The following is a 19932-nucleotide window of genomic DNA, read 5'->3' as shown; positions in this document are numbered from 1 at the left end:
TAGGTCATCGGTTCATCTCCTGGGTGTTCGTCTGTTCGTGAAGCTCGGCGCACGTCGGCGCGGTGCGTCCCGCGACGCTCCGATCCCCGCGATAGCTCCCGGCGACGGCGGTTCCCGCGTCGTCTCCGTGCGTGCCGGAGCTTCATTGCAAGGCGGGGGCCAGCCCGCTCTCCACGCAGCGCCCCGCTGCGCGGGCCGGCTCCGGGCGGCGCGGTTGCCGAGCGTTGCGCAAGCGTCGTACACTTGCGCAACCTTCGAACGGCATGACGGCGCGAGAACCTCCTCGACGGGAAACCCCTCCGCCGGGCACGGCGCCGTCGCCCGGCGCGGTCGAGGTCGCGACCGAGCTCGAGGTGGCCGAGAGCGCGCCCGGCGTCGGGACGCCGCAGGGGCAGGCGTGGCTCATCGTCCGCGCGGGCGACGGCGCGGCGCGGGTGATCGACCTGGCCGACGGCGACGTCGCCTCGGTCGGGCGCGCGCCCGAGTCCACGGTCTGCGTGGACGACCCCCGCGTCTCACGCAACCACGCGCGCGTCGCACGGCAGGGCCACACCGTCGCGCTCGTCGACCTCGGCAGCCGTAACGGCACGTCGGTGAACGGCGCGGTCGTGCGCGGGGCCGAGCGAGCCCTCGCCGGCGGTGATGTGGTCCGCGTGGGCCCGGCGGAGATCGTGGTCGCCATCGCCGCGCCCCCGCCGGCCGAGGCGCCGCCGGGGATCGCGTCGGCGGACGGCCTGGACGGGGAGGGCGCGCCCCTCGGCGCCGGGTTCATCGTCGCGGACGAGGCGATGGTGAAGGTCTTCCAGGTCGTGCAGCGCCTCGCGCGCGCGCAGACGACGGTGCTCGTGCTCGGCGAGACGGGCGCGGGGAAAGAGGTCGTCTCCGAGCAGATCCACCGCGCGAGCCCGCGCGCCGGGGGGCCGTTCGTGCGGCTCAGCTGCGCGGCGCTGCCCGAGGCGCTGCTCGAGAGCGAGCTCTTCGGGCACGAGAAGGCCGCGTTCACCGGGGCGGACCGCCGCAAGATCGGCTACTTCGAGGCGGCGCAGGGCGGCACGCTCCTGCTCGACGAGATCGGCGAGCTGCCCCTCGCCATGCAGGCCAAGCTGCTGCGCGTGCTCGAGAGCCGGCGCGTGGCGCGGATCGGCGGCACGCAGGAGATCGAGCTCGACGTGCGGGTCGTGTGCGCCACGCACCGGGATCTCCAGGCCGAGGTGGCGGCCGGGAGGTTCCGGCAAGACCTCTTCTATCGCATCAGCACGTTCGTCCTCCGCGTCCCGCCGCTGCGCGAGCGGCGCGCCGAGATCGCGCTGCTCGCGCACCGCTTCGCCCAGCAGGTCGCCGGGCGCATGGGTGAACCGTCGCCGCGCTTCGCGCCCGCGGCGACGCAGGTGCTCGAGGCGCACGCGTGGCCCGGCAACCTGCGCGAGCTGCGCAACGCGGTGGAGCACGCCGTCGTGCTCGCCGAGGGCGGCGTCATCGAGGTCGAGCACCTCCCGGCCTCCGTTGTCGAGGGCGCCGAGGGCGCCGCGCCCCCGGCGAGCGCAGGCGCGCCGCCGCCGTCGGCGGGCGCGCCGCCGGGCGCGGGCGAGCCACCGCGGTCCACCGACGGCGGGACGATGCCGGCGCGCCTCGCCGAGCTGGAGAAGAAGAGCATCGAGGACGCGCTCGCCGCCGAGGGGAACAACCAGACGCGCGCGGCGAAGCGGCTCGGCATCTCGCGGCGCGCGCTGCTCTACAAGCTGGACAAGTACGACATCAGGAGATGAGCGCTCGGGGAGCAGGCGCCCCGGCGGCCGGCGCGCGAGCTCGGCCAGGCGTCGTCGTCCGTCCTCGTCTGGCCGTCTCGTGCGCGGTTTTCTTTCCCTCGCGGCCCGCCGTCAGATCACGCCGAGCGCGATCATGGCGCGTGCGACCCGCAGGAACCCCGCGACGTTCGCGCCCACCACATAGTTGCCCGGCATTCCGAGCTCCTCCGACGTGTCGTAACACGTGCGATGGATGTTCGTCATGATCTCGGCCAGCCGCTTTTCTGTGTGCTCGAACGACCACGAGTCGCGGCTCGCGTTCTGCTGCATCTCGAGCGCCGAGGTCGCCACGCCGCCGGCGTTCGCCGCCTTGCCGGGGCCGAACGCCACCCCGGACTCGAGGAAGGTGCGCACGCCCTCGGGCGTGGTGGGCATGTTCGCGCCCTCGGCGACGGCGCGGCATCCGTTCTTCACCAGCATCGCCGCGTCGCGCGCGTTCAGCTCGTTCTGCGTCGCGCAGGGGAGGGCGATCTGGCACGGCACCTCCCAGATGTTGCCGCCCGGCACGAAGCGCGAGCGCCGGCCGCACCGCGTCGCGTACTCGCTGATGCGAGCGCGTTCGACCTCCTTCACCTGCTTGAGCAGCGCGAGATCGATGCCGTCGGGGTCGTGCACGTAGCCGCTCGAGTCCGAGCACGCAACGACGTGGGCCCCGAGCTGCTCCAGCTTCTGAATCGCGTAGATCGCGACGTTGCCCGAGCCCGACACCACGCACGTCTTGTCCGCGAGCTTCTCGCCGCGCGCCCGCAGCATGTCGGCGACGAAGTAGACGGCGCCGTAGCCGGTCGCCTCCTTGCGCACCAGCGAGCCGCCCCACGCGAGGCCCTTGCCGGTGAGCACGCCCGACTCGTAGCGGTTCGTGAGGCGCTTGTACTGCCCGAACATGTACCCGAGCTCGCGCTCGCCCACGCCGATGTCGCCCGCCGGCACGTCGGTGTGCTCGCCGAGGTGGCGGTGGAGCTCGGTCATGAAGCTCTGGCAGAAGCGCATGATCTCGCCATCGGACTTCCCCTTGGGGTCGAAGTCCGCGCCGCCCTTGCCGCCGCCGATCGGCATCCCGGTGAGCGCGTTCTTGAAGACCTGCTCGAAGCCGAGGAACTTGATGGTCCCGAGGTAGACCGTCGGGTGGAAGCGGATGCCGCCCTTGTAGGGACCGAGCGCGCTGTTCACCTGCACACGGAAGCCGCGGTTCAGCTGCACCTCACCGCGATCGTCGACCCACGGCACGCGGAAGATCACCTGGCGCTCGGGCTCACAGATGCGCTCGATGATCTTCTGCCGCGTCAGCTCGGGGTGCTTCGAGAGCACCGGGCCGAGGGACTCCAGGACCTCACGGACCGCCTGGTGGAACTCCGATTCGCCGGGGTTGCGGCGAACGATCTGCTCGAAAAGTGGCTCAACTTTCTCGTCGAAATGCACCATGTCGAGGGGAGGTATACACCGGCGCGGCGCGCGGAGCAGTCGCCGTCGCCATCACACCCGATTGTTCGGAGTATGCAGCCCGCCCATCGGGGTAGTATCGACGCTAAATTGTTGATGCATTGTAATTGCAGTGAGGGAGGGGACGGCGGAAGGTGCCTTGTGTCACCTGACGCGGGCGTGGCGATTCGTCGTTGACCTCGCATAGCGATGAGCAGTGCGAAGGGGCGCCGGTAACCGAGCTTACGGCGCTCAGGTGAAAGAGAAAGGGCGCGACAATGGAAAGCGCAGACATCATGTAAGGTGGACCGTAGTAGGGACTCAGGGGGAGACTTGGATGAGTCCTCGCCCTGGCCCCCCGAGCGCCAGGAGGGCCCCGACGGGGCGGTCACGAGGGCGTTGGTCGGACGGATGCCCAGCGTCGACGGGGACAGCGGCACGCCGAAGCGAGCGTATCGCTGCGACCGCCGGTACAGCGGCATCGAGTCCTCGAGCTACAGCGGCCGCCGTGGGCGATGAACCGGTCGGGTATGCGCCGCCGGTGTGGACGGGAAATACCGCGCTCGGGGGCTGAGCACGGCCGCGAGGCGAACCGCTCGTCAGTCGTCGTTCGCGGGCGAGAAAGGCACGACGGGCGCGGACTCCTCGATTTCTCGCTTGGGCGGGTTCTTGACGGAAAGCGTGCTGTCGATGAGGACGGCTCGACGCGGGCGCGGCGCGCTGACCTGAGCTTTGCAGAGCTCCTCCACGACGCGGCCGCGCAGCGCATCGTTCACCTCCTTGTTCTTGCCGGGCGGCACGCGCGCGCTGATACGCAGGACGATCGAGCCCTCGTTGAGCTCCTCCACGCCGACGTCCACCTGCCCCGGAGCGCCCGTCTGCAGCTCGACCTCCTTCTCGGCGACCCTCGCGAGGAGCTCACGCACCCGCTGCACGTCCTCCTCGTAAGGCACGTGCACGTCGACCACCGCGTTCACGTAGGATCGCGAGTGGTTCGCGACCTTGCGCACCTCGCCGTTCGGGATCGAATGGAGCACGCCGATCTCGTCGCGGATCTTCGTGATACGAACGCCGATCTCCTCCACGCGCCCCTGGATGCCGCCGATCTCCACGAGATCGCCGACGAGGAGCAGGTTCTCGAAGAGGATGAAGAAGCCGGCCACGATATCCCCCACGAACGTCTGCGCGCCGAAACCGATGGCCACGCCGATGACGCCGGCGCCGGCGAGCAGCGGCGTGGGATCGATGGACGCCTCGCGCAGGCCCAGCACGAGAGCCGAGAAGTAAACCGCGTACCGCACGAAGCCCATGGCCACGGGGACCAGGGTTTTTCGTTGCTGGAGCGTCTGGGGGTTCTCCTCCGCCACCTTCCCGAGGAAGAGGTCGTTGATGAGGAGCACGCAGACCTCGACGAGGACCCGGCTCGCATAGACGATCGCGATGATCCGGAGCCCGACCCGCCCCGCCTGCGAGAGCCACGTGTCGGGCGTGAGCGCGTCCGCGACCCACGTCGCCGCCGTGATGTACACGCAATAATCGACGACGCGCTTCGTGATCCCGAGCAGGTGCGACAGGTTCCCGAGGTACCTGAGCGGGCTTTCGAGGCGGGCGAGCCTCGTGGAGTTGTCGAAGATGACGTCGAGGAGGAGGTATCCGATCCCCGTCGCGAGGCGGCTCACGTAAAACGCGCCCAGCGTGTAGCTGGCGAGCAATACGGTGCGCTGGGTCCCCGGCGCGAGCGCGAGCTCCTCGGTGAGGAGGACCGCGACGGCGCCGAGGATGACCACGCGGAGCGCCTTGCGCAGGCGTATCGTGACCTCTGCGACCGGCTCGCGCCGCTTCTCCAGCCACTCCGAGCGCGCGACCGCCTTTCCCAGCGCGTCGGCGAGCCCCCCGGCGAGGGCGTCGACGAAGAGCGCGCCGACGACGATGCCGAGCGCGGTGAGCAACCGCATCTTGGCGAGCGCGGGATCGTCTCCGACGAGCCCGACGAGCGCGCTCTTCACCACGTCGAGGGCGCGAATTCCGCGAACTATGGCGAACGCCGCGCCGCCCATGAGCACGGCCCCGACGAGCGCGACCCAGACGAGCGCGCGGCGACGGACGCGACGCCGGAACGACTTGCGCTCGTCGGCCGTGACGTGCTCCAGCGTCGGCGAGCGCAAGACGAAGGCGTAGCCCCGATGGATCAGCCTAACCACGAGCTCCGAGAGGAGCAGGAGCACCACGATCGCGATGCACAGCGCGACGAGGTTGTGGAGGAGCAGGTCGAGATGCAGAGTCATCGAGGCCGTCGAGACTACCGCCCGATCTGGACGTTCTCAAGGACGCCGAGAGCGTCGGGCACCAGCACCGCGGCGGAGTAATAGGTGCTCACGAGGTACGAGGTAATGGCCTTTCCGTCGGTCTCCATCCTGCGGGCCGAGACGCCGGGCTCGATCTCGTCGGGGAGGCCCGTGCGGTGGAGGCCGATGACGCCCTGATGCTCCTGCCCTGTGCGCATGACGAGGATGGAGCTCGTTTTGTCCTCGTTGATGGGGATCTTGTCGCAAGGCAGGATCGGCACGCCGCGCCACGCCGCGACCTGCGCGCCGGAGAGCTCGACGGTGGTCGGGTAGATGCCGCGGCGACTGCACTCCCGGTGGAAGGCCGCGATGGTGCGCGGGTGCGCCAGGAAAAACTGCGACTTGCGGCGCCGGCAGAGGAGCTCGTCCATGTCGTCGGGCGTCGGGCGGCCGCTCCGGGGATGGAGGCGCTGCTTCAGGTCGGCGTTGTGCAGGAGGCCGAAATCACGGTTGTTGATGAGCTCGTACTCCTGCCGCTCGCGCAGGGCCTGGACGGTCAGGCGGAGCTGCTCCTGGCGCTGATCCATCGGATCATTGAAGAGATCCGAGACGCGCGTGTGGAGCCGGAGGACCGTCTGCGCGACGCTGAGCTCGTATTCACGCGGCGCTGTCTCATAATCGACGAACGTCCCCTGGAGCGCGCGCTCGCCCTTGTGACCGGCGGTCAGGGCGATCGCCGCCTGTCCGAGCTTGTCCTGCGGCTTCTTCAGCCGCTCCTTGAGCGACTCGATGTGCGCGTGGAGCGCCGGGGATCGCGAGGTCAACTCCTCGAAGACGCGCTGCGGGAGCTCGAGCACGATGCACGGCGTGACGGCCCTGACCGAATACGTCCATACGTCGTTCGATTCGATGACGGACTGATCCCCGAAATGGTCCCCATCCGCGAGGACGTCGAGGATCGTGTCGGCGCCGTACTTGCCTACGCCGAGCTTCTGGGCCTTTCCGTGCGCGAGCAGGAAGATTGTCTCCGCTGGTTTTCCGCGCTCGGCGATCAGCGCGCCGGGCTTGTATTCCCGCTGGATGAACCGGCTCGCCAGGGTATCGAGCACGGCGTCCTCCGAGAAACCTTGCAAGAGCGGCAATTCGCGGAGCTCCTGCGGGACCACCTGCACCTTTGCCCCGACGTTGCCGAAGCTCAACCGCCCGTCGCCGACGGCATAACTCAGGCGGCGGTTCACGCGATACGTGCCGCCCGTGACCTCGATCCAGGGCAAGACATGCAAGAGCCACCGGGGCGTGATCCCCTGCATTTGCGGGTGCGACTTGGTCGTCGTCGCGAGCCCTCGCGCCCCCAGCGTCCCGAGGCTCGAACGCTCTACCTCGTTCCCGATCGCAGCTTTTTCGGCGTTTGCCATGACGTACCTTTCCTTCTGCGCGCTTCGGAGAGCAGAGCGCTCCGCGTATCCCCCGCGTTTGCACGGGGCACACGCGGAGCGCCTACCGCTCGCGGCTCATTCGTGGGCGCGTCCGATCTCGACGCTCTCCAGGACGCCGAGCGCGTCGGGGACCAGCACGGCCGTCGAGTAATAGAGGCTGACGAGGTACGACATGATGGCCTTGTCGTTGATCCCCATGAAGCGCACGTTGAGGCTCGGCTCGACCTCGTCCGGAATGCCGGCGTGGTGCAGGCCGATGACGCCCTGGTTCTTCTCGCCCGCGCGCACCAGCAGGATCGAGGTCGTCCGCGTCTCCGAGACCGGGATCTTGTTGCACGGGAAGATCGGCACGCCGCGCCACGCCGGGACGCGATGGCCGTTCACCTCGATGCTCTGCGGATAGATGCCGACGCGGCTGCACTCCTGGCCGAACGCCGCGATGGCGCGCGGGGGCGCGAGGAAGAACGACGGCTCCCTCCAGACCGTGGCGAGGAGCTCATCCATGTCGTCCGGCGTCGGGGGGCCGCTGTGGGTGTGGATGCGCTGCTTCAGGTCGGCGTTGTGCAGGAGGCCGAACTCGGGGTTGTTGATGAGCTCGTGCTCCTGGGTCTCCTTCAGGGCCTCGATGGTCAGGCGGAGCTGCTGCTCCGTCTGGTTCATCGGCTCGTTGAACAGATCCGCGACGCGCGTGTGGATCTGGAGCACGGTCTGCGCCACGCTGAGCTCGTACTCGCGGGGCGAGGTCTCGTAATCGACGAACGTGCCGGGGAGGACGGGCTCGCCGGAGTGGCCCGCCGCGATTTCGATCGCCGCCTCGCCCGTGTTGTCCTGCTTCTTCGCGGCGAGCGCCTTGAAGTTGTCGAGGTGCTTCTTCAGCGACGGGTGCTGGGCGACGAGCTCATCGAAGGCGTTCTGCTGGAGCGTCAGCACCGTGACCGTCGTGACGGCCTTGGCGGTGAACGTCCAGTAATCCTGCGTCTCCAGGAGCGCCTGGTAGCTGTAATGGTCGCCGTCCGCGAGGACCGCGAGCACCGTCTCGTCGCCGTACTTGCCCGCGCCGATCTTGTTGACCTTGCCGTGCGCGATGAGGCAGATGTGATCGGCCTCCTTGCCGCGCTCGGTGATGACGTCGCCGGGCTTGTATTCACGCTGCACGAAGCGGTTCGCCAGCGCGGTGAGGACCTCGACATCCTCATAACCTCGGAGGAGCGGCAGCTCGCAGAGCTCCTGCGGGATGACCTGGATCTTCGCGCCGGTGTTCGTGAACGTCACCCGCCCGTCGCCCACCGCATAGCTCAGCCGGCGGTTCACGCGGTACACGCCGTTGACGTGCACCCACGGCAGGAGCTTGACCAGCCACCGCGACGAGATGCCCTGCATCTGCGGCGCCGACTTGGTGGTCGTCGCGAGCTGCCTCGCGGCCGCCGTCGCGAGGCTGGTCTGGTGCTGATCGATCGAACCGAAATTACCTGTGATAGACATGAGTCCCGCTTTCCCGGACGGCTAGGGCCGCCCGTGCTTCACCGGCACGGACCGCGCCGTACCCATCGAAAGATCCGCCTTCGCAGCAGGAGCCGCGGCGCCGGCTCTTCCGGCGCCGAAGAAACTGCTGATACGCGCCGCAGAGGCGCCAAACCCACGCACGCCGTCGATCGCCCGCTCGATCGGGTGGCGCTCGAGCTCCGCGTCCACGTACCGGCTCGTCGCGACGTGCCAGTTGAGGACGCCAGCCATGTACGAACGCTGCTTCTCGACGTATCCGAGCACCGCCTCGCGGGCCGCCTTGTCGAGGTCGAATTCGTTCAGGATGCGGGGCAGCTCGGTCGCGACGATGTGCTCGAACTCCAGCACGCGCGCCGTGATCAGGTCATTGACGACCTCCCTGGCCCGCTGCGCGTCGCATTCGAGGAACCGCTCGACGACCAGCACGAGGTTATTGAGCTCGCCCTCGAACTCGATCTCCTTGCGGTACGAATAGAGATCGTTGATCCACCCGCCCACGTCGGCCGTGGTGTTGTCGAGCCCCCGCATCGTCCGCGTGCGGAAGACCGCGGCCGGGACCACGTCGCCGAGCGTGAGCTTGGACAGGCCCATCGTGAGATCGGCGCCGAACGTCTTGCGGCGCATCTCGACGTAATCGACCGGATCCGGGATCCGGTTCTGGGTCTGGTTCAGGAGCTCCCAGAGCCAGCTCTCGGTCATGGTCTCGACGCTGCGGCGGAGCGACTGCCGCGAATTCATCGACATGGGGGAAGCCGTGCGGATCCAGAGATCCAAGAGGCCGCTCTCCACCGGGTTCTCGGGCACCGGGGCGCCTGCGCAGTCGAGGGGCATGAACGTCGAGAGCCGGGCATTGAACCGCTTCGCGCCCGCCATGTCCCGCTTCGCGCCGAACACGAGCGGGAAATAATCGTCGCCGTACGTCCTCCAAGCCAGCCAGCCCGAGCTCAGGTCGAGCTCGTGCGGGGACGCGTCCGGGTGGATGCCCGCGGCGCAGATGGGGAAATCGAAGCCGATGAGCTTGCGCTCGTCCCAGATCCCGGAGCCGAAGACGCCCGGCACCACGTCGAGCATCCCGAACTTGCGGGCCCACTCGACGGTGTTCCGGCGCGCCGCGGGCAGATGCGGGCTCAAGCGGAGCTTGAACGGCATGGTAATCTTCGGGAGGGGCATCCTGCCCACGGGCCGGAACGGGGCGTGGGTGAGGGTCTTGATCCGCTGCAAACCCAGGGCGCCGGGCGTGAGCCTGATCCGGAACGCCGAGGTGCCGAGCCCCGTCGGCGACCCGAGGAAATCGGGGACGCTCGCGGATTTGTCCGCGTTTTCGTTCATGTAGCGGCTCGACCGCATGTGCCATTCGTGGCCGCCGGACTGCCAGTCCTGCAGCCCCTTCACGTACTTGGCGACGTCGAGCGCTTGCGCCGGCGTCAGCCCGTACTCCACGCAGAGCGCCGGCACCTCGACGAGCGCCGTGTTCTCGAATTGCTGGAGCCGCGACGTCAGGATCTCGTTCGTCAAATCGGCCGCTTTTTGCGGGGGGACGCCGAGGAAACGCTCGAGGACGAGCACGCAGTTGGCGTTTTCCCCTTCGTCCTCGACCTCCCGCTGGTACGAGAACAGGTCATTTCGCAGGTGGACGCCGTCCGCGAACGTGTCGCGGAGGACCTCGAGGGGGCGCGTCGCGGCGACGGCGGCCGGGACCTCGGCGCCCACGGCGATCTCGACGAGGCCCGCGGACCAGGGCGCTCCGCCGACCTTGCGGCGCATCTCGATGTATTCGACCGGGTTCGCGACGCGGTTCTCCTGGATATTGGCGAGCTCCCACATACATTCGAGCAGCAGGTTCTTCGTCGCCTCGAGGAAGCGCTCGCGCCAGTGGACCGAGGTGAGCGGGACGGTCCGCGCCCAGAGGTCCGCGAGCGCGCGCTCGACCACGTTCGTCGGCTCCGGCGGTGTCCCTGTGGGCACGACGGGCATGAAGAGCGGCAGGCGATCGAGGTACGCCTTCGCGCCGCGCATGTCCTTGGTGCGCTTGTAGATCTCGAGGAAATGGTCGTCGAAGAAGAACACCCAGACATACCAATCCGTGATCAGATTGAGCTCGGGCGCGGGCGCGTCCGGGTGGGTGTACGCGCAGAGCAGCGCGTAGTCGTGCGCCTCGAGGTCGCGCTCGGTCCAGATGGGTTTTTCCTTCGGGTTCTCCTCCAGGATACCCATCTCGTAGGACCAGCCCTTGGTGTGCGCGCGTGCACCTTCGAGGTGCGGATTGAGGCGCGCGGGATACGGCATGTAGAAGTCGGGCAGCGTGAAAGGTTGCATGTTCGCTGACTTCTCTCGTGCGTCGTCGATATGGGCGACGCGGGCGACCTGAATGTCTTTGGCGGTGTGCATCCCGGACGTAGCTCGGCCGATCGCACGCAGACGCGCGACGACGCCTTCGGAGGGCTCGTCCATACAGACCGGTCGGGAGTTTTCGGACGGGGCGGATCTAGATCAGCTCAGCGGCTTCACCAAATAAATTGGTGACCAGCCCGGGACCGCAGCAACTCCAGGACTGCTGCTTGGTGCGGAGCCGCTGGGGCGCCACGACCGCGGCGACCACGTGCGCCGCGCGAATCGGTCCCGGCCCTGGCACGGTCGTCGACCGGGCCACGTCGGGCAACTCGTGCGCCTCCGGCAGCAACCACGCCTCCGTCCGGCGCTCGTCGATGCAGCCGGAGCTCAAGGTCTAGTGGCCAGCTTTCTTCGGCACGATCTGCGGCTTCGCCGCCGACTGGGGCGCGTGGTGGACCAAGGTGTAGGCGTACTCGACGCCCACGCCGTACGCACCGGCGTGCTGCTTGATCAGGGCCATCAGGTTGTCGTAGTGCTCGCGCCGCGCCCAGTCGCGCTGCCACTCCAGCAGCGCGGGGAGCGTCGTGAGGCGCACGGCGCCCGCCTGGACCATGCGGGACAAGGCCGCTTCCTGGGCCGCGGGAGAGGTGGCTCCACAGCAATCCTCGACGACATAGACGTTGTAGCCGGCGCCCAGGAGCTCGATGGTCGGCCACGCCACGCAGACCTCGGTCCAGAGCCCCGTCATCAGGATGTTCCTTCTGCCCGTCGCCTCGACGGCCTTCCGGAACGCAGGGTCGTCCCAGGAGTTCATCGAGCTGCGCTCGATGACGGGCTGGCCGGGGAACACGTCGAGGAGCTGAGGCCACACGTAGCCGCTGAAGGACTCCGTCTCCACCGACGTGAGGATGGCGGGGACGTTGAACTCCTTCGCCACCTTCGCGAGGAGCGTCACGTTGTTGATCAGCGTCGCGCGGTCGATGCTGGAGACGCCGAACGTCATCTGCGGCTGATGATCGATGAAGACGACGGCGGTGTCCTGGGGTGTGTACAGCTTTTGATACTGGTTCATGTCTCTCTCTCATCGCTCCTGCCATTGACGGTCGAATCGACGGCCTTGCCGGACACGAGCGGTGTCCTCGCCCGCCTTAGGCCGGTTGCGGGCGTCACCCTACGCGGTCGCGACCGGACGTTCTTGGATGAAACTGCCGGGAGCCGAGGGCTCCTGTGGTGCTGGAGCGGCCCGAAGTCGAGCGACGAAGATCGCAGGTTCGCCTCGGGCCGCCGCCGGCCGGCTGCGTCCGCGTGCCCTTCGACGAGCTCGCGTGGTCCTCTCGGCCTCGAAGGGAGAGGACGCGCGGCCGCCGGCGCCGTCGCGTCGCTATCCGCTGCAGCAGCGGAAGCCGATCGTGTGGTCGGTGTCGGCGCGCTCGCGCTCGTCGCGCGCGTCGCACCGGAGCTCTTCGAGCGTGCCCTCGCTGTCGAACGCCCCGCCCCGGGTCCTGCAGAGGTCGCCGGGGCCGACGTCATCGGAGCACGCGTCTTCCCACTCGCGGACGTTGCCGCTCATGTGCTGCAGGCCGAGATAGCCGCCCTCGCACGCCAGGCTGGCGTCGTCGCCGACCGGCGCCGCCTGCTCGCTGTTCCCATTGCACTGCAGAGCGTCGAACTCGCCGGTGGCGTAGGCGAGCGCGCCGCGCTTGCTGCACGCGTCGAACCACTCGCCCTGCGCCGTGCCGCCGCGGAACGGCAGCGGGCTACCGTGGAGCCCGCCGCAGAGGCGCTTGCCCTGGCTCTTGCAGAAGGCGCTGGCGTCGCACCAGTCGATGCAGGTGGCGGGGTACTCGTCCTCCTTATGGCGCGTCGTGCACACGGCAGGCGCGTCGGGGCCGGTCTCGTCGAAATCGAAGGTGCTGTTGAACGAGCAGAACGGCTCCTGCGCGGCGACGTCCGGCTGCGTGGCGAGGAAGGCGCGGTAGGCGGCGTTCGACACCTCGGTCGGGTCGATGCAGAACGAGCTCTCGATCGTCACCATGCCGGCGGGGCACTGGCAGACGCCCTCGGCGCACGCGGCCGTCGCGCAGTCGGCGCTCGTGTCGCAGGGCTGGCCGTACAGGCACGAGGCGTTGCGGGCCCCGGGCTCGCAGGTGAGGCCGTGCAGCGGTCGCACGAGCGAGCACGCCGAGAGGACGGCCGCCGCGAGGACGGCCGCCGCGAGGACGGCCGCCGCGAGGGCGGCGGCGGCGCGGGCCGGCGGGTGCATCAGAAGGCCCCCGCGACGCCCGCGGCGGTGCCGGCGATGAACGGCCGGAGCGCCGTCGCGCCGGCCTTCGGGGGCTGCGCGGCGGCCGGCCGGGTCATGTAGAGCCACGCCGCGGCGCCCAGCGCGACGACGCCCACGCCGAGGCCGACGTCGGCGATCGCGTGCTGGACCCGGATCGCGCGCACCTCTTCCTTTGCGCAGCGCGGGGCGCACGTGGCGCGCAGATCGGCCTCGGCGCGCAGCGAGAGCGCGCCGGCGACGGCGAACACGGCGAGCCCCGCGACGCCGACGGCGCCGGAGGCCCACACGAGCCCAGGGACCGAGGGTTCGGCAGGCGGCGGGGCGAGCGGGCGAGGCGAGGCAGGCGGCGGGGCGAGCGGGCGAGGCGAGGCTGGCGCGGCGGCGCGCTCTCGCTCCGCGCCGAGGGTCACGGTGAGCGGGCGGTTCTTCTCGCCCTCGCGGATCAGCACGCGCTCCTCGACGGCGGGGCCCGTCGCGGGCTCGAAGCGGAAGGTGTGCGGGCCCGGGTCCACCGGCAGCGCCTTGCCGTCGAGCGCCGCGGCGAGGGGGCGCCCGTCCACGAGCACACGCACGTCGAGGCGCTCTCGCCCGTGCGCGTCCCTCGCGGCGACGACCACGGAGGGCAGGCTCTGCTCGACCTCGGCGAGCCACGGCCCGCAGTCCGCCACGGCGGCCGCCGGGCACGTGGGCTGCGAGCAGGTGACGAGCGCGTCGCGCGCCTCGATCAGCCTGCCGGCGCGGCGGAGGCCCTGCGCGCGCTCGTAGGCGGCGGCGCACGCCTGCTTGTCGGGCGCGGCACCGGCGAGGGCGCCGGTGAGCGAGAGCGCCGCCGCGGCGGCGAGGGAGAGCGCGAGCCGGGCGCGGGCGGGACACGGGAGGGTCATCGGTTCACAGGCACTCCGGCTTGAGCCGGCGTATGCCGGCCTTGTCCACGGTATACGGCGGGGAGCAGCGCTGGGCGTCGGCGTGGGTCGCGCGCGGCGCGGGCGCGGGGGTGGGGGCGCGCGTGCCCGCGGCTGAGCGCGCCGAGCGCTGTGCGGGCGCTGGCGCGACGGCGTTCGTCGGGTCAGCCGTGACGGTGCTCGTCGGGGCAGCCGTGACGGTGCTCGTCGGGGCAGCCGTGACGGTGCTCGTCGGGTTCGCTGCGACCGGGTTCGCTGCGACGGCGTTCGTCGGGTCAGCCGTGACGGTGCTCGTCGGGGCAGCCGTGGCGGCGCTCGTCGGGTTCGCCGTGACGGTGCTCGTCGGGTCAGCCGTGACGGCGCTCGTCGGGGTCGCTGCGACAGTTCTTGCCGCGCTCGCCGCCGCCGCGCTGGCCGGCTGCGCCGCGGGCACGTGCCCCGCGCGCGCGGCGTCCTCCGAGCCGGGCGGGCCGCGGCGCCACGACTGTGCCACGAGCGCGGCCGCGCCGCCGAGGAGCAGCGCGGCGAGCAGCGCGAGCGGCGCGGGCGCGCGCTTCGCCGCTGCGGGGGGCGGATCGTCGCGCTGCGCGCCGTCCGTCGCGGGAAACCCCAACGAGATCCCGCTCGACGTCACGGACCCAGGCGGGGGCTCAGCCGCCAGCGTCCCTTGCTCGAGGGCCCTCGACGGAATCGAAGGCAAGGTTTCCGCCAGCCCGCCCCCTGGATGGCTCGGCGACGCGGGCTCGCGTTCACCCCCGTCGCTGGGCTCGCTCGGCCCGCCCCGCGCGGCCGTGCCCGAGCTGGCCGTCGCCGGGCCGCTCGGGATCGCCGCCGACGCGCTCTCGATCGCGGCGACGCGCGCCGCCCGCCGCGCGAGCCCATCGCCGGCGAGCTCTTCGACCCACTCGCCCACAGCGCGCGGCGACGCGAGCGGGACGGCGTCCTCGATGGCGACCGCGAGCTCGCGGGCGGTCGGGTAGCGGCCCGCCGCGTTCCGCTCGAGGGCCCGGAGGACGACGGCGTCGAGCGCGGGCGGCACGTGCGCCGCGAGCGAGCTCGGGGGCGGGATCGGCCCCTCGAGCACGGCCCGGACGAGGGCGCCCTCGTCGCCGCCGTCGAAGAGCCGCCGGCCCGCGAGCGCCTCCCAGAGCACTACGCCCGCCGCGAACACATCGGTCTGCCGGGTCACGTCGGCGCAGAGGAGCTGCTCGGGCGCCATGTACGCGAGCTTGCCCTTGACCTGCCCGCCGCGGGTGGTGCTGAGCCGCCCGCGCGCCTTGGCGATGCCGAAGTCGAGCAGCCGCGCCGTCCCGTCGACGCCGACGAGCACGTTCTCGGGCGAGACGTCCCGGTGCACGATGCCCAGCGGATCGCCCGACTCGCTGCGCGCCTCGTGGGCCGCGTGCAGGCCGTGGAGCGCGCCGCACGTGATGCTCGCGACGATGGGGACCGGCACCGGCGCGCCGCGCGCGTGCGCCGCCCGCAGCAGCCGCGCGAGCGACTCGCCCCGCACGTACTCCATGACAAGGAACGCCTCGTCCTCGGCGACGAGGAGGTCGACCATGGCGACGACGTTGGGGTGCTGGATGCGCGCGACGATGCGGGCCTCGTCGCGCAGGCTCTCGGCGATCTCGGGCGCCTCGGCGAGCGCGGGGTGCAGCCGCTTGATGGCCACGGTGCGTGAGAAGCCCGCGTCGCCGACGAGCCGGCCGAGGTGCACGGACGCCATCCCGCCGGATGCGATCGAGCCGTACAGCAGATAGCGCCCGATGGGCCTGGGCTGCGACGGCTCCGGCGACATGCCGGCACGATGATACACGAGCCCGCCCGGGGCCGCCGCCCGGAGGCGCCGGCGCGGGCACCGGGCCCGCGATGGACGAACGCCACGACGAGAGCGACGGGCTCGTGTCGATTGACGTCGTTCGTCGTTCGTCGTTCGTCTTCGTCTTCGTTTCTGCGGCGGGCCGTCAGCCCTGCAGAGGCGTGCTCGGCTCGACGAAGCAGAGGCGGTAGCCGTCGGGGTCGGTGACGACGACCTCCCGTGTGTGCCACGGCTGCTCGCGCGGCCCGTCGACGGCGGCGCCGGCCGCCGAGGCGCGCGCGGCGATCGTCTCGATGCCGCGGTCGCCGGCGGCGCTGAAGCAGACGATGACGCCGAGGCCGCGCTGCCCGGAGAGCGAGACCCCCGGCGGCGTCGCGACGAGGAAGAGATCGGCGTGGCGTGCCCAGCGCAGGTGCACGAACACGGGATCCTGATGGATGCGGGAGAAGCCGAGGAGCTCGTAGAACGAAGCGGAGCGCTCCGCGTCGGCGACGAGGAGCTTGACGTAGGCGGCCATCGCGTAGGGGTCGTCGCTGTGCATGTCGCTGGGCGCGAAGGTGCGCTGCGCCGCGCCGGAAGGCAAGGCGCGAGCGCCGGACGGGGCAGCGGCCGTCAGCGAGCCCGGCGGTCCGCTGGGCAGGGCGAGGGCGAGCGAGATTGCGAAGCGGGTTCTGGGGTGAGCAGGTAATGATCGAAGTATCGCTGTGTAATCGATGGTGTGATCGATGGATAAATGAGCCCGGTCCGATCCTGGTAATTACCTGCAGCGCTGCTTGTTGCGTGCAGATTCGATGGCACCGGACTCCGGGGGAGCGACGGGCTGTGTGCGGCGCCAAAAGATGTTCTTTTTGCGCTCAGGTGTGGTATCGGCGGCCCTCATGTATTTCCGCCTCGATCAGCTCGGCAAGAACATCCTCCGGGACTTCTTCGTGCTCGTGGGCGCCGCCGAGACCGAGGTAGAGGTGCCGGCCGGGGATGCCCAGCGGATCGATGTCTGGCACGTGCCCAATCCGGACCTCCTGGGGGCGCACCCCGAGATCGAGCCTGGGCTGCTTCGTTCGATGGCGGCGGAGGCGGGGATGGTGGAGGTGTTCAGCGGCGCGCCGGGCGTGGCCGAGCTCCACGGCTGCATGCGCAAGCGTCATCAGTGGCACCACACGCTCGAGCTGCGAGCGGAGCGCGAGCTGGAGCTGCCATGGGCGTGGCTCGTGAGCGCTGGGCGCCCGGATGGGGTGCTGCGCGACTTCGGGTTCGTGCGGGACGCTGCTGGTCCGGAGGGCCACTACGTGGGGCCGGCGCCAGGGTGGCGGATCCATGCCGTGGTGATCGCGGAGCTGCCGCGCGTGAGGAGCACGGTGCTACTGCGCTTGCTCGGCTCGCCTCGCGTGCGGCGAGCGGCGCTGCGAGACCTGGCGGCGCTCCCCGAAGACGCGTGGGAGCGCCGGGTGGCGCTCCCGTGGCTCGTTCGGCTAAGCTTCGAGGTGCCGGAGCAGCTACTGCTGGGGTTGCCTTCCGAGGAGAGGGATTTGATCATGGAAACCCGCGAATGGTATGAGCAGTTCACCGCGCGGAGGGAAGCGGCGCTGAAGGAGGCGGCGTTCAAAGAGAGCGAGGCGGCGCTCAAAGAGAGCGAGGCGGCGCTCAAAGAGGCGCGGAGACAGGCGGAAGAGGCGAAAGAGGCGGAAAGGCGCGCACGACTGCAGGGCGAGCAGCTCGGGCAGCTCCAGATGACGGCCCGGCTCTGCGCGCTCCGGCTCGGCCGCCCGCTGACCGAGGCCGAGACTGCTGCGCTCGCAGAGCGCCTCGATCGGCTGCGGGAGGACCGGGTAGGGGAGGTGGTGCTCTCGTTCTCGGCGGACGCGCTGGCGGCCTGGCTCTCCGAGCCGAACGCGACGTAGCGCGACCGCGCTGGACGGCTGCTCCCCCCGGACACGCCGCTGGCTCGTCGCTGCGGTCGCGGCCTCGGCGCCTTCCTGCGCAGCCCCGGCGGCTCTGCAGCGCGGCCTCGGCGCCTTCCTGCGCAGCCCCCGCGACCTTCCTGCGCACTTATTTAGTGTCCTATCTCACGATCGCGTGGCCCCTGCGCGGCCCCGGCAACCCTCCTGCGTGTCCATTTTGTGTCCTATCGCACGATCAACCGGCTCCTGTGCAGCCCCAGCGCCCCTCTGTGCGCCCAATTTGTGTCCTGCGCTACTACGGTTTGACGCCTTGCGCATCGCCGCCGCCGCCCCTGCGCAGCCTCGGCGTCCGCTGGGTCCAGGACGCCTCCGATCTCCTCTCGCCCTGCCCTGTGCTCCGAGCACGCGGAGGCGGTTCAAAAGGCGCCTCGCGGCGAGGCCGCCGCGGCGGCCCGCCTCCGCGAGCTCTCGCCGGTGCCGGAGAGCTCCCGCCAGCTGACTCACCTCCGGCGCACCCCGTCGCATCACCGTGTCGGCGCGCGCCGCCGCTCAGCTTCGCGCGAAGGCGACGAGATCGCGGCTGACGCGCTCGCGGTGGGTGATGAACAACCCGTGCGGCGCGCCCTCGTACACGACGAGGCGGCTGTCCGGAATGAGCGCCGCCGTCCTCGCGCCGGTGAGCGCGAGCGGCGCCGACGCGTCGCGGTCGCCGTGGAGGACGAGGGTCGGCACCGTGATCCGGCGCAGATCGTCGCGGAAGTCGGCCTCGACCGACGCGCGGTTGCAGTCGATCAGCGCCTTCATCGAGCACTGCAACATCTGGTGTTTCACCCATTCCCTCATGGCGGGCGACGTGTCGGCCACGAAGAACGGCGGCGCGTTGTCGTCGAGCCATCGGGGGTAATCCGCGCGCATGGCCGCGCGCACCTGGTCGATGAGGAGCGGGTCGAGCCCGTCCGGGTTGTCCGCCGCCCTGAGGAGCATCGGCGTGGTCGGCGCCAGGAACACGGCGCGGGCGATCCGGCCCGCGCCGTGGCGTGAGAGGTAACGAGCGATCTCGCCGCCGCTCATCGAGTGCCCCACCAGCGTGACCTCCCGCAGATCGAGCTGCTCCAGCACGGCGGCGAGGTCGTCGGCGAGCGTGTCGTACTCGTAGCCCCGCCCGGGATCGCTCGATCGGCCGTGGCCGCGCCGGTCGTAGGCGACGCAGCGCAGCCCCTGGTCGACGAGGTCGAGCATCTGGTAGGCCCACATCTCGCCGGTCAGCGCCCACCCCGAGAGGAACAGCACGGGCTGGCCCGCGCCCCAGTCCCGGCGGAACAGGTGCGCGCCGTCCCGCGCCTCGACGAACGGGCCAGGCGCAGGCCGCGGCTTGCTCCGCGCCCCCTGCGCGGGCCGTCGCCCCGGATCCGACGCAGGGCCGACTTCCGCCTTCGCCGGCGCGGCCGGCGTGTCGATGTTCTGTTCAACCATGGCAGTGCTCCTTCCTCATCGCGTGGTGCGAGGCGAAGTTGAACCACGGCGCGGGCGGCGGTCGATTCCCTGCCAGGTAATGGGTGACCGCCGGGGTCAGCGCTTGGGTGGTGGTCAACTTTGCCCACGAGAACGGGATCCTGCGTCATCCCGGGCAAGGGCAGTAGGCTCCCCGCCATGGAGCCTGTCCGCGAAGGTGGTGGCATTCCTCGCACCGGGCGACGCGAGCTTCATCGCGGGTACCGAGATCTTCGTCGACGGAGGCTCCGCGCAGCCCTCCCGCTCGGCCCCCAGGAGGCTCTTGCCGCTCCCGGTCAGGAAGTCGCGCGGCACGGCCCTCGCGCCGTCGGCCGTGCAGGGATAACCGTTGTTGCACGCCCCGCCGGCCACGCCGGTGGCGTGCTGGGTCCCGCCGCAGCCGAGCAGCACGAGCGCCTGGCGCGGGGGCGGGGGCGGGGAGGGGCGCCGGGTCGTCGCGCTGCCATGGCCCTGGGAGGACCGTCGTGTTACCATGCCCATGGAATGAGCGCCTGCCGGCACCCCGTCGCGTCGCGTTCGTGGCCTTGCCGCGGCGCGCGTAGCGCGCTCATTCCCCTGCGATCCCGGCTGCTCTGCCGGAGGTCGCCCGCACGCTCGTAGGGGAGCGGCCTTCCAGCGTCTTTCGCTGGCCGCTCCCGGAAGGAAGCGGGCCTGGCGTCGAGGGCGCCTGAGCGGGCGACCTGGGCGAGCACTCACGCCGTCCAGCGCGCCGGCGCGGACCTTCGGCCGAGCCCG

At 70.6% G+C, this 19932-nt stretch carries 16 protein-coding genes; 3 read left to right on the top strand and 13 right to left on the bottom strand.

What is annotated here, in order from left to right:
* Positions 1-263: 263 nt before the first annotated feature.
* Entirely contained in the window at positions 264-1766 is a 1503-nt protein-coding gene (locus WME90_RS21065; RefSeq protein ID WP_437282954.1) for a sigma 54-interacting transcriptional regulator, read from the top strand.
* A 111-nt stretch (positions 1767-1877) separates the two neighbouring features.
* Here the strand turns inward: WME90_RS21065 and gdhA are convergent, their stop codons facing one another.
* The 5 genes from gdhA to WME90_RS21040 all read right to left on the bottom strand — a co-directional run bounded on the left by gdhA (position 1878) and on the right by WME90_RS21040 (position 10764).
* Complete coding sequence (gene gdhA, locus WME90_RS21060) at positions 1878-3227, bottom strand: NADP-specific glutamate dehydrogenase (protein ID WP_437282953.1); 1350 nt, start codon at positions 3225-3227, stop codon at positions 1878-1880.
* A gap of 596 nt (positions 3228-3823) precedes the next feature.
* Positions 3824-5509: a mechanosensitive ion channel family protein gene (locus WME90_RS21055; protein ID WP_437282952.1), complete on the bottom strand. Its 1686-nt coding sequence runs from the start codon at positions 5507-5509 to the stop codon at positions 3824-3826.
* A 14-nt stretch (positions 5510-5523) separates the two neighbouring features.
* A complete protein-coding gene (locus tag WME90_RS21050) occupies positions 5524-6924 on the bottom strand; it encodes a family 2B encapsulin nanocompartment shell protein (RefSeq protein WP_437282951.1) in 1401 nt (466 codons plus the stop codon).
* Positions 6925-7020: 96 nt separating this feature from the next.
* Positions 7021-8427 (bottom strand): family 2B encapsulin nanocompartment shell protein, encoded by a 1407-nt coding sequence (locus WME90_RS21045; RefSeq protein ID WP_437282950.1) that lies wholly within the window; start codon positions 8425-8427, stop codon positions 7021-7023.
* A gap of 21 nt (positions 8428-8448) precedes the next feature.
* Positions 8449-10764 (bottom strand): family 2 encapsulin nanocompartment cargo protein terpene cyclase, encoded by a 2316-nt coding sequence (locus WME90_RS21040; protein ID WP_437282949.1) that lies wholly within the window; start codon positions 10762-10764, stop codon positions 8449-8451.
* Positions 10765-11006: 242 nt separating this feature from the next.
* Here WME90_RS21040 and WME90_RS21035 point away from each other — a divergent pair, with 242 nt between their 5' ends.
* A complete protein-coding gene (locus WME90_RS21035; protein WP_437282948.1) occupies positions 11007-11177 on the top strand; it encodes a hypothetical protein in 171 nt (56 codons plus the stop codon).
* Here the strand turns inward: WME90_RS21035 and WME90_RS21030 are convergent.
* From WME90_RS21030 to WME90_RS21010, 5 genes are all read right to left on the bottom strand, one after another.
* The gene (locus tag WME90_RS21030; protein WP_437282947.1) at positions 11174-11851 is read right to left on the bottom strand and encodes a hydrolase; all 678 of its coding nucleotides are present in this window, start codon (positions 11849-11851) and stop codon (positions 11174-11176) included. The two genes, WME90_RS21035 and WME90_RS21030, sit on opposite strands and share 4 nt — an antisense overlap.
* Before the next feature lie 309 nt (positions 11852-12160).
* Entirely contained in the window at positions 12161-13042 is an 882-nt protein-coding gene (locus WME90_RS21025; protein WP_437282946.1) for a formylglycine-generating enzyme family protein, read from the bottom strand.
* Complete coding sequence (locus WME90_RS21020) at positions 13042-13947, bottom strand: hypothetical protein (protein WP_437282945.1); 906 nt, start codon at positions 13945-13947, stop codon at positions 13042-13044. The genes WME90_RS21025 and WME90_RS21020 overlap by 1 nt, the downstream gene beginning before the upstream one ends.
* Before the next feature lie 4 nt (positions 13948-13951).
* Positions 13952-15766 (bottom strand): protein kinase domain-containing protein, encoded by a 1815-nt coding sequence (locus tag WME90_RS21015; protein WP_437282944.1) that lies wholly within the window; start codon positions 15764-15766, stop codon positions 13952-13954.
* Positions 15767-15932: 166 nt separating this feature from the next.
* Entirely contained in the window at positions 15933-16328 is a 396-nt protein-coding gene (locus WME90_RS21010) for a VOC family protein (RefSeq protein ID WP_437282943.1), read from the bottom strand.
* Positions 16329-16635: 307 nt separating this feature from the next.
* Between WME90_RS21010 and WME90_RS21005 the strand changes: the two genes are divergently transcribed.
* Positions 16636-17685, top strand: a complete 1050-nt coding sequence (locus WME90_RS21005; protein WP_437282942.1) for a hypothetical protein — start codon at positions 16636-16638, stop codon at positions 17683-17685.
* Between the two features lie 549 nt (positions 17686-18234).
* Here WME90_RS21005 and WME90_RS21000 read toward each other — a convergent pair.
* The 3 genes from WME90_RS21000 to WME90_RS20990 are packed head-to-tail and all read right to left on the bottom strand — an operon-like array spanning position 18235 to position 19671.
* A complete protein-coding gene (locus WME90_RS21000) occupies positions 18235-19158 on the bottom strand; it encodes an alpha/beta fold hydrolase (protein WP_437282941.1) in 924 nt (307 codons plus the stop codon).
* Positions 19151-19276 (bottom strand): hypothetical protein, encoded by a 126-nt coding sequence (locus WME90_RS20995; protein ID WP_437282940.1) that lies wholly within the window; start codon positions 19274-19276, stop codon positions 19151-19153. The genes WME90_RS21000 and WME90_RS20995 overlap by 8 nt, the downstream gene beginning before the upstream one ends.
* Entirely contained in the window at positions 19273-19671 is a 399-nt protein-coding gene (locus WME90_RS20990) for a hypothetical protein (protein ID WP_437282939.1), read from the bottom strand. The genes WME90_RS20995 and WME90_RS20990 overlap by 4 nt, the downstream gene beginning before the upstream one ends.
* Between the last annotated feature and the right edge of the window lie 261 nt (positions 19672-19932).

The sequence above is a fragment of the Sorangium sp. So ce375 genome (assembly GCF_051473855.1).
Lineage (GTDB): Bacteria > Myxococcota_A > Polyangia > Polyangiales > Polyangiaceae > Sorangium.
This window is presented reverse-complemented; position numbering and strand designations above follow the sequence as displayed.